We start from the raw sequence: 23,523 nt of genomic DNA on the forward strand, positions 1-23,523 counted from the left end.
CACCTGGGGGGGTGGGCGGGGGGCCGGGGCACGCCGCCCGCCCGCGCGGGGCAACGGCGCGGGGGGGGGGGGGGGGGGGCGGGTTGCCGGCGCCGCCGGCGGCCGATGCGGCCGTGCGCTTATTCGACTTCGGCGATCAGCTCGATTTCGACGCACGCGCCGAGCGGGATCTGCGCGACGCCGAACGCCGAACGGGCATGCTTGCCCTTCTCGCCGAAGACGTCGGCGATCAGCTCCGAGGCGCCGTTCGTGACGAGGTGCTGCTCGGTGAAGGTGAGCGTCGAGTTGACGAGGCTCATCAGCTTGACGATGCGCTTGACCTTGTTGAGGTCGCCCGTGTGGGTGTGCAGCGTGGCGAGCAGGTCGATGGCGATGGCGCGCGCGGCGGCCTTGCCTTCCTCGGTGTCGAGCGTGTCGCCGAGCTTGCCGGCCCACACCTTGCCGTCCTTCTTGGCGATGTGACCGGACAGGTACACGGTGTTGCCGCTCTGTGCGCTCATCACGTACGCCGCGGCGGGTGCGCCCGCTTGCGGCAGTTCGATGCCGAGCTGTTCGAGACGGTCGTAAATGTTGATGTCAGCCATGGTCAGGAGTCCTCGTGGGAGAGAAAAAACAAGGGAAATCGGATGCGCCTCGCCGTTAGCCGCGCGCGCGAATCAGCGCGCCGAGCTTCGCGACGCCTTCGTCGATCTTCGCGGGCGGCACGGTGACGAACGAGAGACGCAGCATATTGTGCCGCGCTTCGTTTGCAAAGAACGGCGCGCCGGGCACGAAGGCCACGTTCTGCGCGATCGCGTCTTCGAGCAGCTTCATGCTGTCGATGTGCGCGGGCAGGTTGACCCAGATGAACATGCCGCCCTCGGGGCGGTTCCAGCTCACGCCCTCGGGCATGTAGCGCGTCAATGCCCCGTGCATCGCCTCGCACTGGCTGCGATAGAGCGCGCGGATGGTCGGCACGTGCGTGTCGAGAAAGCCGTCTTTCACGACCTCGTGGACGATGCGCTGCGTGAAGCTCGGCGTGTGCAGGTCGCTTGCCTGCTTGGCCTGCACGAGCTTGAAGTGCAGCGCCTCGGGTGCGATCACGTAGCCCACGCGCAGGCCCGGCGCGAGCACCTTCGAGAACGAGCCCAGATACACGATGTGCTCGGGGGCCATCGAGAGCAGCGTCGGCAGCGGCTCGCCCGCGTAGTCGAGCGCGCCGTAGGGATCGTCCTCGACGACGGGGAACGGTGCGCGCAAAGCGTAGTCCGCGAGCGCCTCGCGGCGCGCGAGCGGCAGGCGGCGGCCGGTCGGGTTCTGGAAGCTGGGGATCGTGTAGAGCAGGCGCGCGCCGGCCGTCAGTTCGGGCGTGAGCGCTTCGGGCACGAGACCGAGATCGTCGGTGGGCACCTGCACGTAGCGCGGCTCGTAAAGCGAGAAGGACTGCAGCGCGCCCAGGTAGGTGGGCGTTTCGACCAGCACCGGGCTCTCCGGCGAGACGAGCACCTTGCCGAGCAGATCCAGCGCCTGCTGCGAGCCCGTGGTGATGAGCACCTGCGACGGACGGATCTTCGCGCCGCCCACCGAATGGCGCTCGGCCACCCATTCGCGCAGCGGCAGGTAGCCCTCGGTCGCGCTGTACTGAAGCGCGCCGGCCGGGTTGTCGCGCAGGATACGGTCGGAGGCGGCGCGCATGGCCTCGGCCGGGAAGGTGGCCGGCGAGGGCAGGCCGCCCGCGAAGGAGATGACCTCGGGGCGTTCGGTGACCTTCAGGATTTCGCGAATGGCCGAACTGGTCAGCTTGATGGCGCGCTCGGACAGTTGCCAGCCGCGGGCGGCTTGAAGTTCGCTGTGGTCCATGAAGTCTCCTTTTTTCAGGTGAACGGATGAAACGCCAGGTTGGGCACGGCGCCACACCGCGCCGCCGGAAAATTTTCGAATATGACGCGTCTCGCAGGACGGCCCTTATCCGCCGTCAAGCGGCCCGTACGGGCTGCGGCGCGGTCTGGATCGCGGCGCGGCGGCCCAGCATCACGGTGAGAATCACGGCCGCCGCGTAGAGCCACGCCGAAGGGGCCACCTGCTCGCCGAACAGCAGTACCGAGAACGCCATCGTGAAGAAGATCTGCAGCAACTGCACCTGGCCCACGCGCGCGGTGCCGCCCATGGCGAGGCCCGCGTACCAGGCGAAGAAGCCGATGAACTGCGAGAACAGCGTGACATAGCCGAATGCGAGCCAGGTCTTGAGCGCGACGGGGCCGGGATGCGCGAGATGGTGTTCCCAGGCGAGCCAGCCGACCGGCAGCGCGAGAAACGGCGCCGAGAGCACGAGCGCCCAGCAGATCACCTGCCAGCCGCCGAGTTGCCGCGCGAGGCGCGCGCCTTCGGCATAGCCGAGCGCGCCGAGGCCGACCGCGACGAGCATCCACGCGTCACCGGCATGGAGCGAGCCGCCGCCCGCCTGCAGCGCGAACGCGATGACGAGTGCGCTGCCTGCGAGCGCGCTGGCCCAGAACGCCTTCGAGGGCCGCTCGTGCGAGAGCCAGGCGGCATAGATGGCGACGGCGAGCGGCTGCAGGCCGTTGACGATTGCGCCATGCGAGGCGGGCACGCTCTTCATGGCCCACGCGGAGAACACGGGGTAGGCCACGATCACGCCGAGGGAGACCACGGCGAGGCTCTTCACCTGCGGCCAGGTGGGCCGCTTTTCGCGGCGCCAGGCGAGCAGGGCGGCAGCCGGTACGGACGCAACGAGGGCGCGCCCGAGGCCGTTGAGCAGCGGGTGGAATTCGAGGACGACGATGCGCGTCATCGGCAGCGTGAGGCTGAAGATCACGACGCCGACGAGGCCGAGCAGCATGCCCTGGGTTTCGCGTGCTTTCATTATGGGTGTTCGGTATGGAGGGCCGCCGGGCACGGATACAGGCGACGGGCCGAAGACCACGAGCCCGACGGGGTTTCGACCGGATCCTTACCGGTACGCACGCCGATAAATGTACCGGTATGGACGCTGACAGTAACGGTACAATCGGTCCGATAGTGTTCGGTACAGTTTGGAGCCGCCATGTCCTCCGTTCCGCTCGACCAGATTCCGGCGCCGCACGACGCGGCCACGCTCACCCTCGTCGACCAGCTCGTGCAGTGGGGCCGCCGCCGCATCGAGGAGCGCGTGTTCCGTCCCGGTATGCGCATGCCGTCGATCCGCAAGCTCGCGCTCGACAAGGGCGTGTCGCGCTTCACGGTCGTCGAGGCCTACGAGCGCCTCGTCGCGCAGGGCTATCTCGATTCGCGGCGCGGCTCCGGATTTTACGTGCGCGAGCGGCTTGCCACGGTGGCTTCGGTCGAGCGGCGCGCCGCCGCCGGCAGCGGTGCGGTCAACGGCGCACCCGAACCGGCTGCGCCGCCGCCTCCACCCACGCTCGACGTGGTCTGGCTGCTGCGCAACATGCTGCACTCGTCGGTGAATCCCGAGAAGAAGCCCGGACTGGGCTACCTGCCCGCGCGCTGGCTGGAAGGCGATCTGATTACGGGGGCGCTGCGTTCGCTCGGGCGCCAGAGCGGCACGCAGATGCTCGGCTTCGGCTCGCCGCAGGGTTTCCTGCCGCTGCGCCAGCAGTTGCAGACGCGCCTCGCCGAGCTCGAGATCGGCGCCTCGCCCGACCAGATCGTGCTGGTCTCCGGCGTCACCCAGGCCATCGACCTGCTCGCCCGCCTCTACGTGGAGGCGGGCGACACCGTGGTGGTGGGCGATCCGGCCTGGTTCCAGATGTTCGGGCGCTTCGCCTCGCAGGGCGCACGGCTCGTGGGCATGCCCTACACCCCGGAAGGGCCGGATCTGGACGCGCTGGAGGCGCTGGTCGAGACGTGGCGGCCGAAGATGCTCGTCATCAACTCCGTGCTGCAGAACCCCACCGGCACGTCGCTCACGGCCGCGCAGGCGTTTCGCATCCTGCGTCTGGCCGAGCAGTACGATTTCATCGTCGTCGAAGACGACATCTATGGCGATCTTTGCCCGCCGGGCTATCCCGCCACGCGTCTCGCGAGCCTCGACCAGTTGCGCCGCGTGATCTACCTCGGCAGCTTTTCGAAGACGCTCGCGCCCAATCTGCGGGTGGGATTCATCGCGTCGCGGCTCGACGTCACCCAGGCGGTGACCGACCAGAAGATGCTCGTCGGCATGACGAGCCCCGAGCTGAACGAGCGCGTGGTCTACCGGGTGCTGACCGAAGGCCACTACCGGCGCCATGTGGAGCGCCTGCGCGCGCGCCTCGACGGCGTGCGCGACAAGGCCGCGCGGATGCTGGAGCGCACGGGCATGCGCCTGTTCGTGGCGCCGGGAGCCGGCATGTTCCTCTGGGCCGATACCGGCGTCGACGCCGATGCGCTCTCCGCCGCCGGTCATGAAGCGGGTTTTTTGCTCACGCCGGGCAGCCTCTTCTCCCCGCACCAGTCGCCCACCACGTGGATGCGCTTTAACGTGGCCAACTGCGGCGATCCGGCGCTGTCCGCGTTTCTCGCGAGCTACCTGGACGGCGTGGCGCGCCGCGGCACGGGCACCGGCCCTTGAAAGTCGCCGGGCCGTCCCCATCTGCGCGGTCGGCGCGCCATAGACGGCGCGAAAGCCATCCCATCCGCATTGCAACGAAACCACGAACGAGGACCTTATGGCCCAGGAAACGATGAGCTTCCAGGCGGAAGTGAAGCAGCTTCTGCATCTGATGATCCATTCGCTTTACAGCAACAAGGAAATCTTCCTGCGCGAACTGATCTCCAACGCGTCGGACGCAGCGGACAAGCTGCGTTTCGAGGCGATCGAGAACAGCGCGCTCTATGAGAACGATCCGAACCTGCGTATCCGCGTGGGTTTTGACAAGGCCGCGCGCACGATCACGATCGACGACAACGGCATCGGCATGAGCCACGACGAAGCCGTTTCGAATCTCGGCACGATCGCGCGCTCGGGCACGAAGGAGTTCTTCGGCAAGCTCTCCGGCGACCAGCAGAAGGACGCGGCGCTGATCGGCCAGTTCGGCGTGGGCTTCTATTCGGGCTTCATCGTCGCGGACAAGATCACCGTCGAGACCCGCCGCGCCGGCCTCTCGGCCGCGCAGGGCGTGCGCTGGGAAAGCGCGGGCGAGGGCGACTTCTCGGTCGAGACGATCGAGCGCGCCCAGCGCGGCACGACGATCACGCTGCATCTGCGCGAGGGCGAGGACGAATTGCTCTCCGCATGGAAGATCAAATCGATCATCCAGAAGTATTCGGATCACGTCGGCCTGCCCATCGAGATGAAGCAGGAAGAATGGGACGCCGAAAAGAGCGAGATGGTCACGAAGGACGAGTACGAGACCATCAACCAGGCGAGCGCGCTGTGGACGCGCGCGAAGAACGACATCAGCGACGAGCAGTACCAGCAGTTCTACCAGCATCTCGCGCACGACCACGAGAATCCGCTCGCGTGGACGCATAACCGCGTGGAGGGCCGCAGCGAGTACACGCAGCTGCTCTACGTGCCCGCGCATGCGCCGTTCGACCTGTGGAACCGCGATCACAAGAGCGGCCTGAAGCTCTACGTGAAGCGCGTCTTCATCATGGACGATGCCGAGCAGTTGCTGCCGAACTACCTGCGCTTCGTGAAGGGCGTGGTGGATTCGAGCGACCTGCCGCTCAACGTCTCGCGTGAAATCCTGCAGGAAAGCCGCGACGTCAAGGCGATTCGCGACGGCGTGACCAAGCGCGTGCTCTCGATGCTCGAAGAGCTGGCTTCGGCGCAAACCGACGCCGAAGCGAAGGAAGAGGACAAGGCGAAGTACAAGACGTTCTGGACGGAGTTCGGCCAGGTGCTCAAGGAAGGCATTGGCGAGGATCATGCCAATCGCGAACGCGTGGCGAAGCTTGCGCGCTTCGCGTCCACGCACAACGACACGGCCGAGCAGAGCGTTTCGCTCGCCGACTACGTTGCGCGCATGAAGCCCGAGCAGACGAAGATCTACTACGTCACGGCGGACACGTGGCAGGCGGCGACACACAGTCCGCATCTCGAAGTGTTCCGCAAGAAGGGCGTGGAAGTGCTGCTCCTCACCGACCGCGTGGACGAATGGATGCTCTCGTTCCTCACCGAGTTCGAAGGCAAGCCGCTTGCGAGCGTGGCGCGCGGCGACCTCGACCTGGGTGCGCTCAACGACGAAGAAAAGCAGCAGCAGGAGAAGGTGAGCGAAGACCTCAAGCCGCTCGTCGAAAAGATGAAGGAAGCGCTCAAGGACAAGGCGAAGGACGTGCGCCTCACGTTCCGCCTCACCGATTCGCCCTCGTGCCTCGTAGCCGACGAGGGCGAAATGAGCGGTTACCTGCAGCGCATGCTGAAGGCGGCGGGCCAGAATGCGCCCGAGTTCCATCCGATTCTCGAAGTGAACCCGGAACATCCGCTCGTGAAGGCGCTTTCGGCGGACCGCGCCGATTTTGCCGACTGGTGCCATCTGCTCTTCGATCAGGCGCTGCTGGCCGAAGGCGGTGCGCTGGAAGATCCGGCGAGCTTCGTCAAGCGCACGAACGCGCTGCTGCTCGCGCGTTGATGGACAAGGCCGCCATGCAGTCGGCCCGCTCGGCGTAGGACTCTCTCAACCCCTTGCGGCATGCTGTGCCCCGAGGGGTTTTCTTTTGCGCGCGAGCGGGCGCCGCGTTTGGGGCGGGGCCTATAATGCGCGCCATGTCCATTCGATTCGATGCCGCCGACGCGCACTGGCGCGTCGCGCCCTTGCCGGCCTTCAGTTCCAATCAGAAAGACTGGCTCACCCGCGGGGGGTCGCTGACCGCGCATCTGCGTACGTTAGGCCAGGTGGAGGTGCGCGTGACGCGCGAAGCGGTCGACCTGCCCTGGCCCGACGAGCGCGCGGCGCTCGGACTCGCGCCGCGCGAGCGGGCATGGGTGCGCGAAATCGCGCTCGTGGTGGATGGAGTGCCGTTCGTGGCCGCGCACAGCGCAACGCCACTCGCCGCGAGCCACGGCGTCTGGCAGGCCATGCGCAGCCTGCGCACGCGGCCGCTCGCGGAACTGCTCTACAGCGATAGCGGCGTGGCGCGCTCGGCGCTCGTGAGCCGGCGCGTCAGTGCGCGGCATCCGCTGCATGACCTCGCGGCGCGGCAGACGGCGGGGCATGCACCGCACGCATTCTTTGCCCGGCGTTCGGTGTTCGAGCGGCACGGCGCGCCTTTGCTCGTGACGGAATGCATGCTGCCCGCGCTGTGGCTGCACCTGGACGGCGTCGCCGCGAGCGGTACGCGCGCCGTCCATCTGGGGCGCGAACGCGGCCCGCTCGACCATACCGCTTCGCGTGCGCATGCAGCGCAACGCGAGCATCCTGTGCCGCGCTGAATTTGCGCGGCTTTTTGCCCATGACGTTCAAACGCTCCTTTCCGCCCGTCGTCGACGACGAGACGCGCGTACTGATCCTCGGCAGCCTGCCGGGCGAAGCGTCGCTCGCGCAGCAGCAGTATTACGCGCACAAGCAGAACCGCTTCTGGCATTTGATCGGCGACGTGATCGGCGAGGACCTGCCGGCAATGGAATACGCGCAGCGACTCCAGGCGTTGCTCGCGCATCGCGTCGGCTTGTGGGACGTCATTGCAGAGGCGCGTCGCGAAGGCAGTCTCGACAGCCGGATTCGCGATCACGCCGCGAACGATCTTGCGGCGCTCGTGACCTCGCTGCCGAATCTCGCGGCGGTGGCGTTCAACGGTGGCACGGCGGCCAGGCTCGGCATGCTGGCGCTGGCGGAATGCGGCAGGCCGCTCGATTTCGTCAGACTGCCTTCGAGCAGTCCGGCCTATGCGGCCGTGCCTTATGCCGGAAAGCTGCGTGTGTGGGAGGAATTGCGCAGGTGGCTCGCGCCGGCGCGCGCTTAGGGTTACGTTTAGGGGCGTTTAGGGGCGTGCCTCGGCCCGCACTTCGGACTACGCAGTCAGGCGGCGAATACGACCTCGATATGTCCTTCGGCTTCCGAATGACGGTCCGGGCCAACGACGATGCGCACATCGCGCCCGAGCTTCGCAAGACATTCCAGCATCTTCGTTTCGCTCACGCCGCGAAACTGCCCGCGCAGCATGTTCGAGAGCTTGGGTTGCGTCATGCCCAGCACCCTTGCGGCCTGCTGCTGAGTCCATTTCCGCGCGTGGATGATCTCCCGGATCTTGGTGGCGAGCTGCGCCTTGACGAGCATTTCGTCGGCGTTGGGGATATCCAGATCGGCATAGACATTGTCGCTGCCGCGTTCGATTTCGATCATTTCACTTCTCCTTTCGCATGCGCTTCGGCTGCCTTGATACGCTCGCGAACCAGGTCCATGTCGGGCTTGGGTGTCACGATGCCGTAACGAGATTTCTTCTGGAAACAGTGCAGCACGTATACGGCATTACCCAGCTTCACCGTGTAGACGGCGCGGTACGTGCCGCTCTCCGCCCACTCGACCACTTCGAGTACGCCAGCCGATCCGGAGCCCTTCAACGGCTTCGCCCGATCATGCTTTCGTCCCGTTTGGGCCAGATGCAATGCATAGCCGAACGTGTCTTGTACCGATTCGGGCATCGCTTTCAAGTCCTTGCGCGCAGTGCCGAGCCAGTAGAGGGGTTGGATGTCCTGTTTCATCGACTAATTTATACCTATTTGTGTATAATCGCAAGAGATGTGCGCAAAAGACATGACCGCGCGCAGGGTTGACGTGCAGGCTGCAGGGAGACGGCCATGAAGTCGTCAGGAATGCTTGTTTTCATGAATGCCGAACCCTGCGGCGCCGTGCTCCGTATTTTTCTTTTGGTCGAAGCAGGCGGGAAGTCGGCCACCGGATATATGACGTTTCGCCGAGCCTGCTATTTGCGAGGCCTGCGCCGCCGCGTTAGCATGCTGTGGCATGCGTTGCTGCACGCACAACGATCCCCGGGGAGAGGAGACGACAGTGAACGGGAAACGCCGGCTTCTAACCGCTGTCCCAGCCGCACTCGCACTGACGCTGGGTGCCTGCGCATCCGAAGAGGCATCGTCGACGGGTCCTCACCATTGGCTCACGCCCGAGCAAGTGACACAGCGCTGCCTCGCCTACGTTGCGACGCCCGGCTTCGCGGCACCGACCGAAACCACGCTGAGCGCGCCGCAATGGCGACGCTACGTGGCCTGCAAGATCGAAAGCAATCTGCACGCACGGAGCCGCAAGCTGACCGGCGACCCCGTGGCAGTCGTCACAATCCGCGTCGCGCCGGACGGCGCGATTACCTCGGTGGCGCTGGCCGGCACGAGCGGCAGCGACGAATGGGACGAAGCCGCCCGGCGCGCGATCGACGCCGCTTCGCCTCTGCCGGCCGTACCGCCCTCCCTGCATGTCTCGCGGGTGGACATGCATTTCCGGCCCGCGAAGATCGACCCCATTGCGCTGAAAGAAGGCGTGCCGGCAATCGACGGAACGAATGCAGGCGCGGGGCTCACAGGCGAGAGCCACTGGAGCGTGCATCATTGCAACACCGTTGGCTCCGCGACGGCGTGCAACTGAGCGAGCCGGTCGCCAGTTCCGTCGATGCCGCTTTGCGCCGGTATGAGCCGCTGCGAATGCTATGCTCTCGTCCGCCCGCTAATTTGCCTATCCAGCAAGAAGAATTTTCATGACGACTTTGATCAAACGCGCCTCGGCTGAAGCGCGCGCATTTCGCACCGCCCGCAACGCCGATTCCGCAGCCGCGCCGCGCGTGAAGGTCGACAAGGCCGCGAAGAACGCCGCTCGTGCGCGCCGCGCCGCCGAAGACCTCGAACACGCGCCGCTCATCGAAGCGCCGCGCAAGCCGCGTTTCGCGCCCGTGACGTTCTCGGAAGAGAGCGGCGTGCGCTATCTGCACTTCGGCACCGAGTGGGTGCAGGGTGCGATGCGCCTGAAGAAGCCGCATCATATCGAACTCGAATACGCGCAGCAGATGATGGCGTGGCTGCTGTTCCTCGCGACGCCGAAGCGCATCGTGCAACTCGGCCTCGGCGCCGCGGCGCTCACGAAGTTCGCGCATCAGTATCTGCGTCCCGCGAAGGTCGAGGCGATCGAGCTGAATCCGGCCGTGGTGGTGGCCGCCCGCACGATGTTCGAGTTGCCGCCCGACGACGCGCGCCTTGCCGTACGCGAGCTCGACGCATGGGACTTCGTGAACGACCGCGCGAACCACGGCACGATCGGCGCGCTGCAGATCGACGTTTACGACGCGACGGCGCGCGGCCCGGTGCTCGACAGCGTCGCGTTCTATCGCGCCGCGCGCGCGTGCCTGACGGATGCGGGCATCGCGACGATCAACCTGTTCGGCGATCACCCGAGCTTCGTGCGCAACATGAAGCGTCTGAATGAAGCGTTCGAGGGCCGCGTGATCGCGCTGCCCGAGGTGCACGACGGCAACCGCATCGCCGTTGCGTTCTCGGGCCCGACGCTCGAGGTCACGTGGGCCACGCTCGACAAGCGCGCGCGTGTGCTGGAAACCCGCCTCGGCCTGCCCGCGCATCAGTGGGTGAAGGCCCTGCGCGAAGCGAGCGGCCAGAAGGGCGAGACGTTCTCGATCTGAGATCGTCCCTCGGGAGGCTCCCGGATTGGGATCCCCCCGGCTTGACCCGGCGCCGTGCGCTCTATACTCTCTTTGTCGTTTTCGGGGACCTGGCCGGCCACCCGCCTGCCGGGCCAGGATCCGCCCCACTGGGCGGCTCGCGCGACACGATAAGGAAAGAGGAGACGTCATGGCTAACGACGCCGACGCCGGCAAGAGCAGCAAACACTGGCTCTGGTTGCTGCTCTTGCCCTGGATCGCCATGATCTGGGTGCCGTCGTACAACAAGGTCGAGCCCACGCTGTGGGATTTCCCGTTCTTCTACTGGTACCAGCTGGCCTGGGTTCTGATCAGCGCCTGCATTACGGCGCTCGTCTATCACAAGACAAAGAACCGGACGAAGAACCGCAGCAAAGGCCACGCAGGGGGCGCGCGATGAACCTGACCGCGACCTTCGTCTTCGTTCTGTTCTTCATCGGCGTCACCATACTCGGCTTCGTTGCCGCGCACTGGCGTAAGGGCGACCTCGCCCATCTCGACGAGTGGGGTCTCGGCGGCCGCCGCTTCGGCACCGTCGTCACGTGGTTCCTGCTCGGCGGCGATCTCTACACCGCCTATACCTTCGTCGCCGTTCCCGCGCTCGTGTTCGGCGCGGGCGCAACGGGCTTCTTCGCGCTGCCTTACACGATCCTCATCTATCCGTTCGCGTTCGTCGTGTTCCCGAAGCTCTGGGCCATCGCGAAGCGTCATCGTTATGTCACATCGGCGGACTTCGTCAGCGCGCGCTACGGCAGCCGCACGCTCGCGCTCGCCATTGCCGTGACGGGCATCGTCGCGACCATGCCGTACATCGCGCTGCAGCTCGTGGGCATCGAGGTGGTGATCGGCGCGCTCGGCTTCGATACGACCGGTTTCGTCGGCGACCTGCCGCTCATCATCGCGTTCGCGATCCTCGCCGCGTACACCTACACTTCGGGCCTGCGCGCGCCGGCGATGATCGCCGTCGTGAAGGATCTGCTCATCTATATCACGATCGCTGCCGCGATCATCGTGATTCCCGCGCAGATGGGCGGCTTCAGCTACATCTTCGGCGCGGTGCCGCCCGCGAAGCTCCTGCTCAAGGCCCCCGATGCATCGAGCCTCAACGGCTACAGCGCCTACGCCACGCTCGCGGTCGGTTCGGCGCTCGCGCTGTTCCTCTATCCGCATTCGATCACGGCCGTTCTCTCGTCGTCGTCGGGCAATACGATCCGCCGCAACATGGCGATGCTGCCCGCGTACTCGCTCGTGCTCGGCCTGCTCGCGCTGCTCGGCTTCATGGCCCTCGCCTCGGGCGTGAAGGACATGCCGGAGTACGCGCCGTACTTCAAGGCCTTCGGCCCGAACTTCGCGGTGCCGGCGCTGTTCCTGCATTTCTTCCCGCCGTGGTTCGTGGGTGTGGCGTTCGCCGCCATCGGCATCGGCGCGCTCGTGCCCGCAGCGATCATGTCGATTGCCGCCGCGAACCTGTATACGCGCAACATCCACAAGGAGTTCATCAACCGCAACATGACGAACGAGCAGGAGACCAACATCGCCAAGATGGTCTCGCTGATCGTGAAGGTGGGTGCGGTGGCGTTCATCCTCGGGTTGCCGCTCACGTACGCGATCCAGTTGCAGCTCCTGGGCGGCATCTGGATCATCCAGACGCTGCCGGCCATCGTGCTCGGTCTGTATACGCGCATGCTCGACTGGCGCGGCCTTCTGCTCGGCTGGCTTGCCGGTATCGCTACCGGCACCTGGATGGCGATTTCGCTGGACCTCAAGGGCTCGATCTTCGTCGTGCATCTGTTCGGCATGGCCGTGCCGGGCTACGCGGCGGTCTGGTCGCTGATCGTGAACCTCGTCGTGGCCATCGTCGTTTCCGCGCTCGTGCATGCGCTTGGCGTGCGCAAGGGAGAGGACCGCACGCGTCCGGAGGATTATCTCGACGTCGTCGAGAACTGAGCCGGCTCGAACGTAAGCGGCTGTCCGCGCGCACCATGGCCCGATCCGAACCCGAAACCGCCGTCATCGGCGCCACGCCGCCGCGCCGCGGCCGCTCGCGGCTCGCGCGGCTGTGGCGCTCGCTCGCCTCGCCGTACTACCGCTATCGCAACGCGCGCATGATCCATAGCGTGCGCGTGGGCCTCGCGATGCTGGCCTCGATTCTCGCGAGCACCGGTATCGACATTCCGCACGGCATCTGGTCGTCGGTCACCGTGCTCGTGGTGATCGGCGGGCTGCAGCATCACGGCAACATCCGCAAGAAGGCGGCCGAGCGCTCGCTCGGCACGCTGCTCGGCGCGGGTATCGGTCTCGCGCTGATCGTCGTGCAGGGCTTCACGCATTCGCTCTGGCTCACCTACGCGCTGATGTCGATCGTCGCGGGCGTCTGCGCGTGGTACGCCATCGGCAAGCCCGGCTATGTTGCGCTCCTTACCGCGATCACGATGTGTATCGTCGCGGGCCACGGCGACAACCTGATCGACACGGGCCTCTGGCGCACGCTGAACGTGATGGTGGGCATCGTGATCGCGCTGGCGTTCTCGTTCGCCTTGCCGCTGCACGCTACGTACTCGTGGCGCTACCGGCTCGCCGACAACCTGCGCGACTGCGCGCGCCTTTACGTCCAGGTGGTGCACGGCGAGCACGCGGACCCCGACGAGCCGGTGCGCACGTTCATGCGCCTGAACGGGCGGCTCGTGCAGTTGCGTGCGCTGATGCCTTCGGTGGCGAGGGAGATCGACGTGCCCGTCGCGCGGCTGGAGCAGGTTCAGCGTCTGCACCGCGCACTCTTGAGCGCGCTCGAAATGATGTCGACAGGGATGGAGCACTGCGAGCAGCAGAGCGTGCGCGCGGCGTTTGCGGAGGGCGGCGCCGGCGTGCGGGGCGCGTTGCTGGCGACGGCGCGGGCCTTGCGCTTTGGCGGCGGGCGCCATCCGGAGGCGGCCGCGCGGGCGCTGCGCGCGGAGCCGGCCGTCGCGCCAGCGGGCCTTGCGGACGAGGCAGGTGGCGAGCTTACCCCGCTACCGCTCACGGCGGGCCCGCTCGCACCGGAATTACAGGGGCCATACTGGCTCGGCCAGCGAGTGGAGGAGCAGGTTGCGGCGCTGCGCGCGCTGCTGCTCGAAATGGAGCCGCGCTGGAATATCGAGCGCGCCTCGATGCACCACGTGGCATGAGGCGCGCTTCGTTTGCCAACCGCAAGGAAACTGCGCGGAGAAACTGCGAGGAAAACACGCCAGGCGTCGCCGGCGTTCGTCAGGCGGCGGGAGCCTCCTGCGGCGGCGCGCTGACCATCCACGGCACGCCGAAGCGGTCGGTCAGCATGCCGAAGCCGAGCGACCAGAAGGTCTTCTGGAACGGCATCGTCACCTGGCCGCCCTTGGCGAGCGCGTTGAAGTAGCGTTCGGCGGTGCCGGCGTCGGGTGCGGTCAGCGAAACGCTGAAGCCCTGAAACTTGTCGTGCCCGGTCATGCAGCCGCCGTCGGACATCATGAGCTGCGCATCGCCGATCTGGAGCGTCGCGTGCATGACCTTGTCGGCCAGCTCGGGCGGCATCGGCCGCGCCGGGTCGGGAGGCGCATCCTTGAAGCGCATCTTGAACAGTTCCTTCGCGCCAAGCGCTTCGCCGTAGAACGCGATCGCCTCGTCGCAGGCGCCGTTGTAGGAGAGGTAGGGCTGGATTTGCATCGTCGGTTTCCTTGCGGAGCAGATGACCGGCCGGCTGGACCCGCGGCCGGAGGCGGAGCCGGATAGCGCGGCCCGGATGAGCCGCTGCCCTGATTCTAGGAGCCGCCGGGGCGAGTCGGCGTTCCCTGGTGTCGCCAGGGTTTGCGAGAGCGCAGGTGGGACTGGAATTTGCGCAGGGCCGCACGAAGGCGAGGCCCTGCGCGAGGCGCGTCAGTGCGCGCGCAGCTCTTCGATCAGCTTTTCGAGCTTCACGGCGTCGGCGGCGAAGGCGCGGATGCCTTCGGCGAGCTTCTCGGTCGCCATGGCTTCGTCGTTCACGAGGAAGCGGAACGAGGACTCGTCCACCGGCACGCGCGCGATCTGCTGGTCCTTGAACGCTTCGGGCGAAAGCTTGCGCTCGATCTTCTCCGTGCTGTCCTGCAGCTTCTGCAGCAGGTCGGGGCTGATTGTGAGCAGGTCGCAGCCCGCGAGCTCGACGATCTGGCTCGTGGTGCGGAAGCTCGCGCCCATCACCTCGGTCTTGTAGCCGAACTTCTTGTAGTAAGCGTAGATGCGGCGCACCGACTGCACGCCCGGATCGTTCGCGCCGCCGTCCTTCGCTTCGTCCCAGTTCGGGCCCGCGGCCTTCTTGTACCAGTCGTAGATGCGGCCGACGAACGGCGAGATCAGTTGCGCGCCGGCCTCTGCGCACGCGGCTGCCTGCGCGAGCGAGAAGAGCAGCGTCATGTTGCAGCGGATGCCTTCCTTCTGCAGCACTTCGGCTGCGCGAATGCCTTCCCACGTCGAAGCGAGCTTGATCAGCACGCGCTCGCGCGCAATGCCGGCCGCCTTGTAGAGGTCGATGATGTGGTGCGCTTTTTCGATCGACTTCTTCGTGTCGAACGAGAGACGTGCGTCCACTTCGGTCGAGACGCGGCCCGGGATGATCTTCAGAATCTCGGTGCCGAAGGCGATCAGCAGGTGGTCGATGATCGATTCGACCGACTCGCCCGAGTGATCGCGCACGGTTTTTTCGAGCAGCGGACGGTATTCGGCCTTCTGCACGGCCTTGAGAATCAGCGACGGGTTCGTCGTTGCGTCCTGCGGCTTGTACTGCGCGAGCTGCTGGAAGTCGCCCGTGTCGGCGACGACGGTGGTGTACTGCTTGAGCTGATCGAGTGCGGTAGTCATGTCAGGCCTTGAGGGCGCTCTCGCGCCGTGTCGGTTGGTGTTGAACGGCCGGACGCCCGAAGGCGCCCGGGCGAAACGCGAAGGGGCGCTGCTGCGCCGCCGCCCCCGGTGCTTAGTCGCATACGGCGCACCTGGGTAGTGGACGGCGCCCTGGCCGCGCACGGGGCGCGGCGCACATCTGCCATTTTATGGCGGATCGGCAGACGTTGGGATGTTGCGCGACCGGGCCTGTGTCCTGCCGTCTGCAGAGGCGCGATCAGGCTCGGCGCGCGTTCAGCACGACCTGCGTGAGGACGCCTGCGACGAGCCCCCAGAACGCCGCGCCGATCGAAAGCAGCGTGAGCCCCGAGGCGGTCACCATGAAGGTGACGAGCGCGGCCTCGCGCTGCTTCGGGTCCTGCATCGCGTTGGTGAGGCCGCTCATGATCGAGCCGAACAGCGCGAGCGCCGCGATCGAGACGACGAGCGCTTTCGGGAACGCGGCGAAGAGCGCGGCGATGGTCGCGCCGAACGTGCCGGCGATCAGATAGAACACGCCGCACCAGACGGCCGCCATATAGCGCTTCGCGCGATCCTCGTGCGCGTGCGGGCCGGTGCAGATCGCCGCGGTGATGGCGGCGAGGTTCACGCCGTGCGAGCCGAACGGCGCGAGCACGAGCGAAGCGATGCCGGTCGTGGCGATGAGGGGCGAGGAGGGTGCGACCTTGTGGTCGTAGCCGTCGGCGCGCAGCACGGCGATGCCGGGCACGTTCTGCGAGGCCATGGCCACGACGAAGAGCGGAATGCCGATGCTGACGACCGCGGCCACGGAGAAAACGGGCATCGTGAAGACGGGCTTCGCGACGGCCACGCGGAAATGGCTGAAGTCGAGCAGCCCGAGCGCGGCGGCGGCGGCGATGCCCACCCCAAGCGTCGCGACGATCGCATAGCGGGGCACGGTGCGCTTGAAGACGAGGTAGGCGAAGAACATCGTGAGCACGAGCGGCGTCTGGACCTGCGCGGCGTGGAAGATCTCGATGCCGATCTCGAACAGGATGCCCGCGAGCAGCGCGGCGGCGATGCCGCCGGGAATGCGCTTCATGAGCGAGTCGAACCAGCCCGTAAGGCCGACCGCCGTGAGCAGCAGCGCGCAGACGAGGTAGGCGCCGATGGCTTCGGCGTACGGCACGTGCGGCAGCGAAGCGATCAGGAGCGCGGCGCCCGGCGTGGACCACGCGACCACGATGGGGGCGCGGAACCACAGGGAGAGGCCGATGGTGCACACGGCCATGCCGATGGAAAGCGCCCAGATCCACGAGGAAATCTGCGCTTCGGTGAGATGGGCGGCCTGGCCGGCCTGGAACATCAGCACGAGCGAACTCGTGTAGCCCGTCATCATCGCGACGAAGCCGGCGACCACTGCGGACACCGAAGTGTCGGCGAAGGGCCGCAGCGGTCCCGGCCGGAGAGCCTGAAGGTCGGGCGACGAAGGCGCGGTCATGCGGTGAATCTCCTCTTGATGCGTTGTTGTCGTGATGGTGCCTGGCGGCGCCTGGGTGGTGCCCGGTGGTGCGTTTGGTGCGCCCTTACTTGCTGAGCGTGCGCATGGCCGTTTCGAGCCCGGCGAGGGTGAGCGGGTACATGCGGTGGCCGAGAATCTCGCGAATGACCGACACCGACTGGCGGTATTCCCACAGCCGCTCCGGTTCGGGATTGAGCCACGCGAAGTGCGGGAAGTGGTCGGCGAGGCGGCGCAGCCACACGGCGCCGGCCTCGGGGTTGTTGTATTCGACCGAGCCGCCCGGCTGCAGCACTTCGTAGGGGCTCATCGTGGCGTCGCCGACGAAGATCAGCTTGTAGTCGGGCGTGAACTTGTGCAGCAGGTCCCAGGTGGGCGTGCGCTCGGCGTGGCGGCGGCGGTTGTTCTTCCACAGGTAGTCGTAGACGCAGTTGTGGAAGTAGTAGAACTCGAGGTGCTTGAACTCGGCCTTCGCGGCCGAAAAGAGCTCTTCGGTGCGCCGGATATGGTCGTCCATCGAGCCGCCTACGTCGAGCAGCATCAGCACCTTCACGTTGTTGTGGCGCTCCGGGACCATCTTGAGGTCGAGCCAGCCCGCGTTGGCGGCGGTGCTGCGGATCGTGCCGGGGAGATCGAGCTCTTCCACGGCGCCCTCGCGCGCGAAGCGGCGCAGCCGCCGCAGCGCGACCTTGATGTTGCGCGTGCCGATCTCGACCTGATCGTCGTAGTCGCGATAGGCGCGCGCGTCCCATACCTTCACGGCGCTGCGCTGGCCGCCTTCGCCGCCGATGCGGATGCCCTCGGGGTTATAGCCGCCGTTGCCGAACGGCGAGGTGCCGCCCGTGCCGATCCACTTGCTGCCGCCTTCGTGGCGCTCCTTCTGCTCTTCGAACAGTTCCTTCAGGCGCTCCATCAGCTTGTCGAGACCGCCCATCGCCTCGATCTGCGCGCGCTGCTCGGGCGTGAAATCGCGTTCGAGACGCTTCTTGAGCCAGTCCTCGGGGATCTCGAACGCCAGCTCCGACTTCTTCTCGATGCCGCGAAAATACGCGCCGAAGGCCTGGTCGAAGCGGTCGAAGTATTGCTCGTCTTTCACGAGCGTCATGCGCGCGAGGTAGTAGAAGTCGTCGAGCGACGGCGCGATCACGCGCTCCTTGAGCGCTTCGACGAGCGTGAGGTACTCCTTCACGGAAACCGGCAGCTTCGCGTCGCGCAGCGTGTAGAAGAAGTCGATCAGCATGCGGGGCCTCCGGGCGCGCGCGGCGCTTCAGCGGTTGTGGCGGTTCATGTAGATGAGGCGCTCGAACAGCGTCATGTCCTGCTCGTTCTTGAGCAGCGCACCCGCGAGCGGCGGCATGGACTTCTGGCCGTCGGCCGCGCGCAGCGCGTCGGGCGGAATGTCCTCGGCGAGCAGCAGCTTCAGCCAGTCGAGCAGTTCCGACGTGGACGGCTTCTTCTTCAGCCCCGCGACGCTGCGCAGTTCGAAGAAGCTCGAGAGCGCCGCGTTCAGCAACTCCTTGCGGATGCCCGGATAGTGCACCTCCACGATCTGCTGCATCGTGGAAGGGTCGGGGAACGTGATGTAGTGGAAGAAGCAGCGGCGCAGGAAGGCGTCGGGCAGCTCCTTCTCGTTGTTCGACGTGATGATCACGAGCGGGCGCTGCTTCGCCTTGATGAGCTCGCGCGTCTCGTACACGTAGAACTCCATGCGGTCGAGCTCGCGCAGCAGGTCGTTCGGGAACTCGATGTCGGCCTTGTCGATCTCGTCGATCAGCAGCACGCTTTGCTCGTCCGACTCGAACGCCTGCCACAGCACGCCCTTAACGATGTAGTTGCGGATGTCCTTCACGCGCTCGTCGCCAAGCTGCGAGTCGCGCAGGCGCGAGACCGCGTCGTATTCGTAGAGGCCCTGTTGCGCCTTCGTCGTCGATTTGATGTGCCACTGCATGAGCGGCATGTTCAGCGCGGCGGCGACTTCTTCGGCCAGCATGGTCTTGCCGGTGCCGGGCTCACCCTTGATCAGCAACGGGCGCTTGAGCGTGATCGCGGCATTGACCGCGAGCTTGAGGTCGTCGGTGGCGACGTACTGCGATGAGCCTTCGAAACGCGTGGCGCACATGGTGGAGACCGCCCACTGAAAAAAATCCCAGTATAAGTCAGATGGGGTGTCGCGTCGGAGACGCCTCGCGTATGGTAAGGCCACCCGGGGAGACCGGCGGGGGCGGGCCGGCCGGCCGCGCGTGGCGCGCCGTGTGGACGGCCGGCGCGGGGGCGCGGTACAATCGGTTCGATTTTTTTCGCCCGGCACGGCGACGCAAAAGTACAAACGGCAGTGAGAACGGCGGTACAGGCGGTACAAACGGCGCAGGCACGGCGCAGGTCGCGGCTTGCGGTTCGGGCGTTCGAGTCCCCTTAAGCCACTTGAGCCAGGTTGAGTGCTATGAAAAAAATTGTCGGCAGGCACGTCGTGAGCACGGCGTTGACGGTGCTGGCGGCGTTCGCGGCCACGGCGGCGTCCACGGCGTATGCGGATGTCGTGGGCAATGCGACGGCAGGTCAGGGCAAAGTCGCGATGTGTATCGGGTGTCATGGTATTCCCGACTATCGCACTGCCTATCCCGAGGTTTACCACGTGCCGATCCTCGGCGGCCAGAACGCTCAATACCTCGCAAACGCGCTGCACGCCTACAAGAAGGGCGATCGCCACTTCGAGACCATGCACGCCATTGCCGCTTCGCTGTCCGATCAGGACATCGCCGATATCGCTGCTTATTACTCGTCGCAGACGGCCAGCTCGAAGAACAATCCCGACAAGTAACCGGCACCTGACCGGGTATGCACGGAAGAGGAAAATTCATGAACAAGCCCACCCAGGCCGCGCAGTCTGTCTTTGCCCACGCGTTTGCGAAAGGCGCCGCATGCGCCGCCGCGCTGGCCGCGGCCGTTGCATTGCATCCCGCATACGCGGCCGACGCGGCCAACGGCAAGGTGCTCGCCGACAGCCACAATTGCGCCGCCTGCCACGGCGTCGGCCTGAACAACCCGGTGAGCCCGGAATATCCGAAACTCGCGGGCCAGCATGCGGACTACATCTACTGGGCGCTGCGCCAGTACCAGATGGGCACCGGCAACCCGCATCTGGGCCGCAACAATCCGATCATGCAGGCGCAGGTGCAGAGCCTCTCGCAGAACGACATGAAGGACCTGGCCGCGTACATCGAATCGCTCCAGGGCAATCTGGTCGACAAGAAGTGATGCGCTGCGCGGCCCATGCCGCGCAGCGTGCGAGGACAAGACCCCGCGAGGGTCCCGCCGGCAGGGCGGGGCGTTCGCGGGGTTTTTCATGCATGCCGGGTATCCGGAGAGTTCGGCGGGACCGTCCGGGAGGGTGCGCCTAGTCGCGCGAGGCGCGGCGTTCGATGCGTGCGAGATAGGCGTCCGTGTCGGGCGGGGTGTTGGTGCGCTGCGCTTCCCAGATCGTTTCGCCGAGACATTCCATGATCGCGTGCTGCGCGTCATGCGTGGAGCCGAGCCGCGCGGCAAGCCGGTCGTGCGCCGCGCGGATGCCGGGCGGCTGGTCGATCGACAGCTGTTCGCTGATTGCAAGGTGCATCGACAGATGCAGGAAGGGGTTGCTCTGGCCGCGTTCGGGCGAATAGTCCTGCGCGGAGGCCGCCTCGGCATCGGCGAGTTCGGCATGGTACTCGGGATGCTCGACGATCCAGTCGGCGGCGATCGCTTCGAGCGGGGTCAGGATTTCGCCCGCGCGCTGCTTGCGCCAGGTCTCGGTGAAAAAGCGGCGGACTTCGTCGCGGCTGGGATTGAACATCTCGTGTGGGGCTACGTGTGGCTATCTGTGGCGCGAGCGCTCATTTTACGCCGCGCGGCGCGCACGCGCCGGCCCCGCTCACAGCTCGGGCGGCGGCGTTTTCGGCCTGAATTCGCATAGCGGCTCGATCACGCAGTGCCAGCACTCGGGCCGGCGCGCCTTGCAGACGTAGCGGCCGTGCAGGATCAGCCAGTGGTGCGCGTCCTGGCGAAACTCGGGCGGCGTGAACTTTTCGAGGGCGGTTTCGACGGCGCGCACGTCCTTGCCAGGCGCGAGCCCGGTACGATTGGCAACCCGAAAGATGTGCGTATCGACGGCGATGGTCGGCTGGCCGAATGCCGTATTGAGCACCACGTTCGCGGTCTTGCGTCCGACGCCGGGCAAGCCTTCGAGCGCCTCGCGCGTCGGCGGGACTTCGCCGTCATACTGCGCGAGCAGGATTTCGCAGGTGGCGATGACGTTCTTCGCTTTCGTGCGGTACAGGCCGATGGTCTTGATGTAGTCGGCCACGCGTTCCTCGCCGAGCGCGAGCAGTGCCTGCGGTGTGTTCGCCACGGGAAACAGCTTGCGCATGGCCTTGTTCACGGAAACGTCGGTCGCCTGCGCCGAGAGCATCACGGCGATCAGGAGTTCGAACGGCGTCGTGTATTCGAGCTCGGTGGTCGGGTGCGGGTTGAGGCTTTGCAGCGTTTCGTAGATTGCCCGGCGCCTGGTTGCATTCATGTTCGTGGTTTCGTCTGCTTAAGCCAACGTGTCGTCGTTCTTGTCCGGATGCGTGGCGCCGGTGTCGCGGCCCGCAGGTGCGTCGATGCCGAGGCGCCGGCGGCGTACTTCGGCGGCGTCGATCTGCGCCTGCACGTCGGAGCTCACGTTTTCCGTGTTGCGCGGGCCGAGACCCTGTTCGGCCAGTTCGGCCTTCTTGCGGCGCGCCCGCTCCAGCGCCGCCTGGATAATCGCTTTCTTCTTCGCTTCGGCGTCGTCGGCGGGCGGGTGTGCGCTTGCAGCAGAAGCGTCCGCCGACGACGCCGTCGTCGTAGCCGTGGCGGCTGCGGCCCGCCGTGCCGCTGCGCGCGCAACCGCTGCGTCGCGCTCGCCGGCGAGGCGAGCGAGGCGCCGGTCGTGGCGCACGCGTGCCGCGGCGGCTTGCTGTTCGGTCCAGGCATCCCAGCCGGTTGCGTCGCCCGTGACGGGGATCATCGCGATGCAGTCGACCGGGCATGGCGCGACGCACAGGTCGCAGCCCGTGCACTGGTCCTCGACGATGGTGTGCATCTGTTTGGGTGCGCCGACGATCGCATCGACGGGGCAGGCCTGCATGCACAGCGTGCAGCCGATGCACAGGCTCTCGTCGATGAAGGCGACCGGGCGGGGCCGCTCGACGCCGTTGGCCGGATTGAGGGCAATGACGGGTTTGCCGAGCAGGCGGGCAAGGCGCGCCACGCCTTCCGCGCCGCCGGGCGGGCACTGGTTGTAGTCCGCGGCGCCGGCGGCGACGGCTTCGGCATAGGGCCGGCAGCCGTCGTAGCCGCACTTCGTGCATTGCGTCTGGGGCAGCAGATCTTCGATGCGATCTGCGAGTGTCTTGGAATCGTTCACGGTGGCAACATCGGGGCGGGCCGGGCGAGGCCGGGATCTGTGCCCGCCGCCTGCGGGAGCGTCGCGGCGGGAGGGCGCGCGCACGGCGCCAAAGCTCGCATTATCGCCGATTTCCCGCATTGCCATTGGCGGACCATGTGCCATAATCAAAGCGCTTAATTCGAACAATAAAGAGACGAACAGCGGGAAGAACAAAGGGAGAACAGCGGCGCGAACGAAGCTGATGACTTCGGCGCCGGGAAAGGGACAGGCTTTGGAAGAGGGCGCCGACGCAGCGCGCCGCATCGCGGCGCAATATACGGCAAAAACGACTGCATACAACAACAGCGAACGCAAGACCGTAGGATGAAGGGTGTCCATTAACCTGGCGCGCCCCGTACAACGCTGCCGCCGAAAGGCGAACACCGGGCAAGGAGCGGTCCGGCGGCGTGATCCGGAACACGCGGCTTACCGAGCGATCCTGCCACCATGAATCAACCCAAAATCAAAAGAGATCCTGAAGGCACGCGCCGCCGCATTCTGCTGGCCGCGGCGGAGGAGTTCGCCAATGGCGGCCTGTTTGGCGCACGCGTCGACCAGATCGCGCGCCGCGCGGAAACCAACGAGCGCATGCTCTATTACTACTTCGGCAGCAAGGAGCAGTTGTTTACGGCCGTGCTCGAGCACGCGTTCTGCGCGCTCAACGAAGCGGAAGGCACGCTCGACCTCGCCGGCCTCGCACCGGTGGAAGCGATGACACGGCTCGCGCATTTTGTGTGGGACTACTACCGGGATCATCCCGATTTCCTGCGCCTCATCAACAACGAGAATCTGCATGAAGCACGCTACATGCAGAAGTCGACGCGCATTCGCGAGATGATTTCGCCGATCGTGGCGACGCTCGGCGCGATCCTCACGCGCGGCGAATCGGCAGGGCTGTTCCGTTCGAACGTGGACCCGCTGCGCCTTTACGTGACGCTTTCGGGCATGGGCTATTACATCGTGTCGAACCGCTTTACGCTCGCCGCAACGCTCGGGCGCGACTTCAGCACAAGCGCCGAACGCGCCGAGATCATCCAGCTCAATACGGAGATGCTGCTCGCCTTCCTGATGCGCAAATAGCGCAGGAAGTGTAGGGGAAGCGGCCGGAATCCGATCCGAAGACAAGGCCCGAAACGACATGCGCGCCGTCCATGACGGC

25 protein-coding genes are annotated in these 23,523 nt (G+C 66.2%); 12 read left to right on the top strand and 13 right to left on the bottom strand.

What is annotated here, in order from left to right; all coding sequences use genetic code 11:
- Positions 1-119: 119 nt before the first annotated feature.
- From V8683_RS17660 to V8683_RS17670, 3 genes are all read right to left on the bottom strand, one after another.
- Positions 120-584, bottom strand: a complete 465-nt coding sequence (locus tag V8683_RS17660; RefSeq protein ID WP_411190249.1) for a RidA family protein — start codon at positions 582-584, stop codon at positions 120-122.
- A gap of 55 nt (positions 585-639) precedes the next feature.
- A complete protein-coding gene (locus tag V8683_RS17665) occupies positions 640-1,839 on the bottom strand; it encodes an aminotransferase-like domain-containing protein (RefSeq protein ID WP_411190247.1) in 1,200 nt (399 codons plus the stop codon).
- Positions 1,840-1,954: 115 nt separating this feature from the next.
- Positions 1,955-2,863: a DMT family transporter gene (locus tag V8683_RS17670; protein ID WP_411190245.1), complete on the bottom strand. Its 909-nt coding sequence runs from the start codon at positions 2,861-2,863 to the stop codon at positions 1,955-1,957.
- Between the two features lie 180 nt (positions 2,864-3,043).
- Between V8683_RS17670 and V8683_RS17675 the strand changes: the two genes are divergently transcribed.
- From V8683_RS17675 to V8683_RS17690, 4 genes are all read left to right on the top strand, one after another.
- On the top strand, positions 3,044-4,546 hold the full coding sequence (locus V8683_RS17675; protein ID WP_411190243.1) for an aminotransferase-like domain-containing protein: 1,503 nt from the start codon (positions 3,044-3,046) through the stop codon (positions 4,544-4,546).
- Positions 4,547-4,643: 97 nt separating this feature from the next.
- Positions 4,644-6,551, top strand: coding sequence for a molecular chaperone HtpG (gene htpG, locus V8683_RS17680; protein ID WP_411190241.1), 1,908 nt, complete (start codon positions 4,644-4,646; stop codon positions 6,549-6,551).
- A 134-nt stretch (positions 6,552-6,685) separates the two neighbouring features.
- Positions 6,686-7,351, top strand: coding sequence for a chorismate--pyruvate lyase family protein (locus V8683_RS17685; protein ID WP_411190240.1), 666 nt, complete (start codon positions 6,686-6,688; stop codon positions 7,349-7,351).
- Between the two features lie 20 nt (positions 7,352-7,371).
- Entirely contained in the window at positions 7,372-7,881 is a 510-nt protein-coding gene (locus tag V8683_RS17690; RefSeq protein WP_411190238.1) for a DNA-deoxyinosine glycosylase, read from the top strand.
- Between the two features lie 56 nt (positions 7,882-7,937).
- Here the strand turns inward: V8683_RS17690 and V8683_RS17695 are convergent, their stop codons facing one another.
- Complete coding sequence (locus V8683_RS17695; RefSeq protein WP_411190236.1) at positions 7,938-8,261, bottom strand: helix-turn-helix domain-containing protein; 324 nt, start codon at positions 8,259-8,261, stop codon at positions 7,938-7,940.
- Positions 8,258-8,620, bottom strand: coding sequence for a type II toxin-antitoxin system RelE/ParE family toxin (locus tag V8683_RS17700; protein WP_411190234.1), 363 nt, complete (start codon positions 8,618-8,620; stop codon positions 8,258-8,260). Before V8683_RS17700 ends, V8683_RS17695 begins: the two co-directional genes overlap by 4 nt.
- A 307-nt stretch (positions 8,621-8,927) precedes the next feature.
- On the opposite strand from V8683_RS17700, the gene V8683_RS17705 reads away from it, so the two are divergent.
- From V8683_RS17705 to V8683_RS17725, 5 genes are all read left to right on the top strand, one after another.
- On the top strand, positions 8,928-9,515 hold the full coding sequence (locus V8683_RS17705) for an energy transducer TonB (protein WP_411190232.1): 588 nt from the start codon (positions 8,928-8,930) through the stop codon (positions 9,513-9,515).
- Between the two features lie 109 nt (positions 9,516-9,624).
- Positions 9,625-10,557, top strand: coding sequence for a class I SAM-dependent methyltransferase (locus V8683_RS17710; RefSeq protein ID WP_411190231.1), 933 nt, complete (start codon positions 9,625-9,627; stop codon positions 10,555-10,557).
- 169 nt (positions 10,558-10,726) lie between these two features.
- Positions 10,727-10,975 (top strand): DUF3311 domain-containing protein, encoded by a 249-nt coding sequence (locus V8683_RS17715; protein ID WP_411190229.1) that lies wholly within the window; start codon positions 10,727-10,729, stop codon positions 10,973-10,975.
- Positions 10,972-12,522, top strand: coding sequence for a monocarboxylate uptake permease MctP (mctP, locus tag V8683_RS17720; RefSeq protein WP_411190227.1), 1,551 nt, complete (start codon positions 10,972-10,974; stop codon positions 12,520-12,522). Before V8683_RS17715 ends, mctP begins: the two co-directional genes overlap by 4 nt.
- Positions 12,523-12,557: 35 nt before the next feature.
- Entirely contained in the window at positions 12,558-13,739 is a 1,182-nt protein-coding gene (locus V8683_RS17725; protein WP_411190225.1) for an FUSC family protein, read from the top strand.
- Positions 13,740-13,818: 79 nt separating this feature from the next.
- Here the strand turns inward: V8683_RS17725 and V8683_RS17730 are convergent, their stop codons facing one another.
- The 5 genes from V8683_RS17730 to V8683_RS17750 form a co-directional block, all read right to left on the bottom strand.
- A complete protein-coding gene (locus tag V8683_RS17730) occupies positions 13,819-14,250 on the bottom strand; it encodes a VOC family protein (RefSeq protein ID WP_411190223.1) in 432 nt (143 codons plus the stop codon).
- A 210-nt stretch (positions 14,251-14,460) separates the two neighbouring features.
- Positions 14,461-15,420, bottom strand: a complete 960-nt coding sequence (gene tal, locus V8683_RS17735) for a transaldolase (RefSeq protein ID WP_411190221.1) — start codon at positions 15,418-15,420, stop codon at positions 14,461-14,463.
- A gap of 256 nt (positions 15,421-15,676) precedes the next feature.
- Complete coding sequence (locus V8683_RS17740; protein ID WP_411190219.1) at positions 15,677-16,900, bottom strand: benzoate/H(+) symporter BenE family transporter; 1,224 nt, start codon at positions 16,898-16,900, stop codon at positions 15,677-15,679.
- An 85-nt stretch (positions 16,901-16,985) separates the two neighbouring features.
- Entirely contained in the window at positions 16,986-18,158 is a 1,173-nt protein-coding gene (locus tag V8683_RS17745) for a vWA domain-containing protein (RefSeq protein WP_411190217.1), read from the bottom strand.
- A 27-nt stretch (positions 18,159-18,185) separates the two neighbouring features.
- Positions 18,186-19,037, bottom strand: a complete 852-nt coding sequence (locus V8683_RS17750; RefSeq protein ID WP_411190215.1) for an AAA family ATPase — start codon at positions 19,035-19,037, stop codon at positions 18,186-18,188.
- A 321-nt stretch (positions 19,038-19,358) separates the two neighbouring features.
- Here V8683_RS17750 and V8683_RS17755 point away from each other — a divergent pair, with 321 nt between their 5' ends.
- On the top strand, positions 19,359-19,736 hold the full coding sequence (locus V8683_RS17755; protein ID WP_411190213.1) for a c-type cytochrome: 378 nt from the start codon (positions 19,359-19,361) through the stop codon (positions 19,734-19,736).
- Positions 19,737-19,774: 38 nt separating this feature from the next.
- A complete protein-coding gene (locus tag V8683_RS17760) occupies positions 19,775-20,173 on the top strand; it encodes a c-type cytochrome (protein ID WP_411190211.1) in 399 nt (132 codons plus the stop codon).
- A 139-nt stretch (positions 20,174-20,312) separates the two neighbouring features.
- Here the strand turns inward: V8683_RS17760 and V8683_RS17765 are convergent, their stop codons facing one another.
- The 3 genes from V8683_RS17765 to rsxB all read right to left on the bottom strand — a co-directional run bounded on the left by V8683_RS17765 (position 20,313) and on the right by rsxB (position 22,343).
- The gene (locus V8683_RS17765; protein ID WP_411190209.1) at positions 20,313-20,747 is read right to left on the bottom strand and encodes a DUF1841 family protein; all 435 of its coding nucleotides are present in this window, start codon (positions 20,745-20,747) and stop codon (positions 20,313-20,315) included.
- Positions 20,748-20,825: 78 nt separating this feature from the next.
- Positions 20,826-21,470, bottom strand: coding sequence for an endonuclease III (nth, locus tag V8683_RS17770; RefSeq protein ID WP_411190207.1), 645 nt, complete (start codon positions 21,468-21,470; stop codon positions 20,826-20,828).
- An 18-nt stretch (positions 21,471-21,488) separates the two neighbouring features.
- Entirely contained in the window at positions 21,489-22,343 is an 855-nt protein-coding gene (rsxB, locus tag V8683_RS17775; RefSeq protein WP_411190586.1) for an electron transport complex subunit RsxB, read from the bottom strand.
- Between the two features lie 468 nt (positions 22,344-22,811).
- Here rsxB and V8683_RS17780 point away from each other — a divergent pair, with 468 nt between their 5' ends.
- The gene (locus V8683_RS17780; RefSeq protein WP_411190205.1) at positions 22,812-23,444 is read left to right on the top strand and encodes a TetR family transcriptional regulator; all 633 of its coding nucleotides are present in this window, start codon (positions 22,812-22,814) and stop codon (positions 23,442-23,444) included.
- The last annotated feature ends 79 nt before the right edge of the window (positions 23,445-23,523 follow it).

The sequence above is a fragment of the Paraburkholderia sp. AV2 genome (assembly GCF_054968425.1).

Bases quoted from the DNA above. Each gene is read 5' to 3' on its own strand.
- V8683_RS17675 (WP_411190243.1), top strand. From the start codon at position 3,044: ATGTCCTCCGTTCCGCTCGACCAGATTCCGGCGCCGCACGACGCGGCC.
- mctP (WP_411190227.1), top strand. From the start codon at position 10,972: ATGAACCTGACCGCGACCTTCGTCTTCGTTCTGTTCTTCATCGGCGTC.
- V8683_RS17690 (WP_411190238.1), top strand. From the start codon at position 7,372: ATGACGTTCAAACGCTCCTTTCCGCCCGTCGTCGACGACGAGACGCGC.
- V8683_RS17670 (WP_411190245.1), bottom strand. From the start codon at position 2,863: ATGAAAGCACGCGAAACCCAGGGCATGCTGCTCGGCCTCGTCGGCGTC.
- V8683_RS17685 (WP_411190240.1), top strand. From the start codon at position 6,686: ATGTCCATTCGATTCGATGCCGCCGACGCGCACTGGCGCGTCGCGCCC.
- V8683_RS17715 (WP_411190229.1), top strand. From the start codon at position 10,727: ATGGCTAACGACGCCGACGCCGGCAAGAGCAGCAAACACTGGCTCTGG.
- V8683_RS17750 (WP_411190215.1), bottom strand. From the start codon at position 19,037: ATGTGCGCCACGCGTTTCGAAGGCTCATCGCAGTACGTCGCCACCGAC.
- V8683_RS17745 (WP_411190217.1), bottom strand. From the start codon at position 18,158: ATGCTGATCGACTTCTTCTACACGCTGCGCGACGCGAAGCTGCCGGTT.
- V8683_RS17695 (WP_411190236.1), bottom strand. From the start codon at position 8,261: ATGATCGAAATCGAACGCGGCAGCGACAATGTCTATGCCGATCTGGAT.
- htpG (WP_411190241.1), top strand. From the start codon at position 4,644: ATGGCCCAGGAAACGATGAGCTTCCAGGCGGAAGTGAAGCAGCTTCTG.
- V8683_RS17660 (WP_411190249.1), bottom strand. From the start codon at position 584: ATGGCTGACATCAACATTTACGACCGTCTCGAACAGCTCGGCATCGAA.
- V8683_RS17725 (WP_411190225.1), top strand. From the start codon at position 12,558: ATGGCCCGATCCGAACCCGAAACCGCCGTCATCGGCGCCACGCCGCCG.
- V8683_RS17710 (WP_411190231.1), top strand. From the start codon at position 9,625: ATGACGACTTTGATCAAACGCGCCTCGGCTGAAGCGCGCGCATTTCGC.
- V8683_RS17665 (WP_411190247.1), bottom strand. From the start codon at position 1,839: ATGGACCACAGCGAACTTCAAGCCGCCCGCGGCTGGCAACTGTCCGAG.
- V8683_RS17765 (WP_411190209.1), bottom strand. From the start codon at position 20,747: ATGTTCAATCCCAGCCGCGACGAAGTCCGCCGCTTTTTCACCGAGACC.
- V8683_RS17780 (WP_411190205.1), top strand. From the start codon at position 22,812: ATGAATCAACCCAAAATCAAAAGAGATCCTGAAGGCACGCGCCGCCGC.
- V8683_RS17760 (WP_411190211.1), top strand. From the start codon at position 19,775: ATGAACAAGCCCACCCAGGCCGCGCAGTCTGTCTTTGCCCACGCGTTT.
- V8683_RS17730 (WP_411190223.1), bottom strand. From the start codon at position 14,250: ATGCAAATCCAGCCCTACCTCTCCTACAACGGCGCCTGCGACGAGGCG.
- tal (WP_411190221.1), bottom strand. From the start codon at position 15,420: ATGACTACCGCACTCGATCAGCTCAAGCAGTACACCACCGTCGTCGCC.
- V8683_RS17740 (WP_411190219.1), bottom strand. From the start codon at position 16,900: ATGACCGCGCCTTCGTCGCCCGACCTTCAGGCTCTCCGGCCGGGACCG.
- V8683_RS17755 (WP_411190213.1), top strand. From the start codon at position 19,359: ATGAAAAAAATTGTCGGCAGGCACGTCGTGAGCACGGCGTTGACGGTG.
- V8683_RS17700 (WP_411190234.1), bottom strand. From the start codon at position 8,620: ATGAAACAGGACATCCAACCCCTCTACTGGCTCGGCACTGCGCGCAAG.
- nth (WP_411190207.1), bottom strand. From the start codon at position 21,470: ATGAATGCAACCAGGCGCCGGGCAATCTACGAAACGCTGCAAAGCCTC.